This window comes from Euzebyales bacterium (assembly GCA_035461305.1).
GTDB lineage: Bacteria > Actinomycetota > Nitriliruptoria > Euzebyales > JAHELV01 > JAHELV01.
Map to the genome: position 1 here is coordinate 1 of DATHVN010000061.1, position 3,717 is coordinate 3,717.

General features: G+C 70.1%; 5 protein-coding genes. All 5 read right to left on the reverse strand.

Annotated features, from left to right (window positions below):
* Positions 1–148: 148 nt before the first annotated feature.
* Entirely contained in the window at positions 149–1,090 is a 942-nt protein-coding gene (gene truB / locus VK923_05895; protein HSJ44197.1) for a tRNA pseudouridine(55) synthase TruB, read from the reverse strand.
* On the reverse strand, positions 1,087–2,169 hold the full coding sequence (locus VK923_05900; GenBank protein ID HSJ44198.1) for a bifunctional oligoribonuclease/PAP phosphatase NrnA: 1,083 nt from the start codon (positions 2,167–2,169) through the stop codon (positions 1,087–1,089). The genes truB and VK923_05900 overlap by 4 nt, the downstream gene beginning before the upstream one ends.
* Positions 2,166–2,570 carry a 30S ribosome-binding factor RbfA gene (gene rbfA / locus VK923_05905; GenBank protein ID HSJ44199.1) on the reverse strand — a complete coding sequence of 135 codons (405 nt, stop codon included), beginning with the start codon at positions 2,568–2,570 and terminating at the stop codon, positions 2,166–2,168. The genes VK923_05900 and rbfA overlap by 4 nt, the downstream gene beginning before the upstream one ends.
* 57 nt (positions 2,571–2,627) lie before the next feature.
* Entirely contained in the window at positions 2,628–2,924 is a 297-nt protein-coding gene (locus VK923_05910) for a DUF503 domain-containing protein (protein HSJ44200.1), read from the reverse strand.
* 30 nt (positions 2,925–2,954) lie between these two features.
* Positions 2,955–3,717 (reverse strand): hypothetical protein (locus tag VK923_05915; protein ID HSJ44201.1); only part of this gene is annotated, 763 nt, incomplete at its 5' end.

A 3,717-nucleotide genomic window follows, 5' to 3' on the forward strand; every position in this document is an offset into this window, starting at 1 on the left:
GAGGTCATGTCATGTGACCTACCGCTGCCGCTGTCTGAGGTCATGTCATGTGACCTACCGCTGGCGCTGTCTGAGGTCATGTCATGTGACCTACCGCTGGCGCTGTCTGAGGTCATGTCATGTGACCTACCGCTGGCGCTGTCTGAGGTCATGCCGGAGTGAGGACGACGAGCGGGCGGGCACGGCCGTCGTCGTCGGCCACGACGGCGATCAGGGTCCCGTCCGCATCGAGCGCAGCGACCGGGCCGTCGTGACCGGTCGGCGCGATCGGCCGACCGTGCGACAGCTGGGACACGGCGTCGTCGGCGAGCACGACCGTAGGGTATTCCGCCTGCGCCATGGCCGCCGCCGGCGTCAGCAGCAGGCCATCGATCCCACCAGCGGCGATCGCGGCCTCAGCATCGTCAAGCGCCACCGCCTGTGAGATGCGCGCTCCACCCGACGCCAGGCGGCGCAGCGCGGTGAGATGCCCCCCGACGCCGAGCATCGCGCCGACGTCGTCAGCCAGCGTCCGCACGTAGGTGCCGGCGGAGCAGCTCACCAGGAGCTTGACCTCGGGGAAGCGCCCGGGGATGAAGTCCTCGAGCACCAGGTCGTGGATGACCACCGGGCGCGGCGCGCGCTCGACGACCTCACCGCGGCGGGCACGCGCGTGCAGCCGCTCACCGTCGACCTTCACGGCGGACACCATCGGCGGGACCTGCTCGATCGGCCCGACGAACCGCTTGAGCGCCTCACACACGATCTGCTCGTTGACGTGGGAGGCGTCCTGCTCCGAGGTGATCTCGCCATCGGCGTCGAGCGTCGTCGTGGTGCGGCCCAGCTGCATGCGCGCCTCGTAGGTCTTGCGCCCCGCCTGCAGGTACGGCACCAGGCGCGTCGCACGCCCCACGCAGACGACCAGCACACCCGTGGCGCTGGGATCCAGCGTGCCCGTGTGGCCGACCTTGTGGCCGTGACGGCGCCCGGGCGAACCGTACGCGCGACGCAGCGCACGCCGGATGCGGTTGGTGGCGTCATGCGACGTGCACCCGGCGGGCTTGTCCACGATCAGGACCCCGTCGGGAGGAATCGCTCGCGGTGTGGTCACCGGGTACCCCTCCTCGACAGGGCGGCGTCGTCCCCGCGCGCATCCCTGGTGTCCGACCGCTCCTCCGTTTCAAGGCGCGCGTGCGTGTGCAGCGGGATGAGAGCGCTGACCTTGCCGACGACATCGGCGATCTCTCCATCGACCACCATGCCCGCGAGGAACGCGTGGCCGCCACCGCCGAGATCACGTGCGATGCGGCCGACGTCAACCTCGCCGCGGCTGCGTAGCGACACCTTCCACGCGCCGTCCGACTGCTCCTTGCCGATCATCGCGACGCGGGCCGTGCCGACGCTGCGCAGGACCTCGATGAGGCCCTCCGTCTCCTGCCAGGCGACGCCGAGCCGCTGCAGGTCCTCCTGGGTGATCGCGGTCCACAGGAGAGAACTCTCGGGCTCCAGCGTCGCGCGGTCCAGTGCGCGGCTCAGCAGCTTGAGGTAGCCGAAGCTGTGCGTGCTCCAGACCTGCTGGCTGATCGCGGCGTGGTCGATGTCGAGGCTGATCAGGCGCGCAGCCAGGTGCAGCACACGGGGGGTCGTGCTCGCGTACTGGAACCGGCCGGTGTCGGTGACCAGGGCCGTGTACAGGCACACGGCCGTGTCACGGTCCAGGTCACCGCCCATCCGCGTGATCAGTTCGTCGACGAGCACGGCGGTCGCCGCCAGCGACCCGTCGACCAGGCGGATGTCGCCGAACGCCTCGCCGCTGGAGTGGTGGTCGATCACGATGAGCGTGCCAGCCGCCTCTGCTGCCGCACGTAACGACCCCAGTCGCGCGGGCGCGCCGGTGTCGAACGCAACCATCAACCGTGGTGCCTCGGGGAAGCGCTCGGGCACCACGAGCGTGTCGAGGCCCGGCAGGAACGCGTACTGCGGCGGCACCTCCAGTTCGGCGCCCGCGTCCTCCTCGGGCATGCCCCAGCTCGCGGTCGTGCGCACCCCGCGAGTGTGAAGGAAGCGCTGGAGGGCGAGCATCGAGCCGATGGCGTCGCCGTCGGGGTCGACATGGCACGCGAGCGCCACCTCGTCGGCGGCTGACAGGGCGTCGACCGCCGCCTGCCATGCCGATTCGCTGATCGTCACCGGTCTGGTCGGGCCTCGTCGAGCAGGGCCTCGATCCGTCGACTGTGCGCGGGCACCGGGTCGTGGACGAACTCGAGCACGGGGACCTGCCGCAGCCGGAGCCGCTTGCCCAGCTCACGGCGCAGCAGCGGCGTCGCGCTGGCCAGCCCCTCGGTGGTACGCTCGCGCGCCAGCTCGGCCGCAGCGTCGTCGACGACCGCATCGTCGTCATCGGCGGCGCCCGGCACGTCCGCTGGAGACCCCAGCACGGTCCAGAACACGGTCGCCTTGCTGAAGTCCGGCGTCGTCCGTACGTCGGTGATCGTGACGAACCCCACGCGGGGGTCCTTGAGCGTCGTCACGAGCTCGGCGAGGATCTCCTTGATCCGCTCGGGTACGCGGTTCGCTCGTGGGGAGCTCACTTCAACAGCCTTTCGCTCACGTGGCGGGGCGCCGCCACCGCGCCGTCCCGGCCGCACTCACAGCAGCTGAGGTGCGGTGATCTCGACCTCGATGTGCACGGGCTCGACATCGTGCTCGCGCGTGACGATCTTCTCGACCTGCTGTGCGACCTTGCGCGCTCCGACCTCGCTGCCCGCTGCGATGGCGACGCCCAGGTCGCACCGCTGCCAGGTGTCCTGGCCACCGACCTCGGCGACCGAGACGTTCAGGTCGCGCCTCAGCCGGGAGATGAGGCGTCTGGTCACGCCGCGCTTGTCCTTCAACGAGGTGCATGCGGGCAGCCGCAGCCCGATGGTGACGATCGCCACAACCACGTCTGCCCCAACCTTCCCGGCCGGCCGGCCCTAGGTGCGGTCGATCTCGCGCTCCTCGTAGAGCTCGAACTCGTCGCCCACCTTGATGTCCTGGAACCGGTCCAGACCGACGCCACACTCGTAGCCCGACGCGACCTCGGTCACGTCGTCGGTGAACCGGCGCAGCGAAGCGACCTTGTCGTCGGCCACGACCACGCCGTCGCGGATGACGCGCAGCGCAGAGTTGCGCCGGACCGTGCCCTCGGTGACGTAGCACCCGAACACGAAGCCACGAGGGATCTTGAAGATCTCTCGCACCTCGGCCCGGCCGGTGACGATCTCCTCGAACTCGGGTGCCAGCATGCCGGCGACCGCGTGCTCGATGTCCTCGACGGCCTTGTAGATGACCGAGTACTGCCGCAGATCGATGCCGGACTCCTCGATCGCCTGACGGGCGTTGGCCTCGGGGCGGACGTTGAAGGCGATCACGATCGCCTCCGACGCCCCGGCGAAGTTGACGTCGTCGACGGTGACGGCGCCCACGCCCTTGCGGATGATCCGGATCTTGACTTCGGGCAGCTCCAGCTTCTCCATCGCGTCGGCCACCGCCTCGACCGAGCCCGCGACGTCGCCCTTGATGATCAGGTTCAGCGTCTCGAGCTTGCCCTCGGCGATCGCGCCGGACAGGTCCTCCAGCGACAACGTCCGCCGCTCGGCGAGCTCCATGCGCCGCTCCCGAGACTGCCGGTTCTCGGCGATCTCGCGGGCGGTCCGCTCGTCCTCGACGACGCGGAACTCGTCGCCGGCCGCGGGG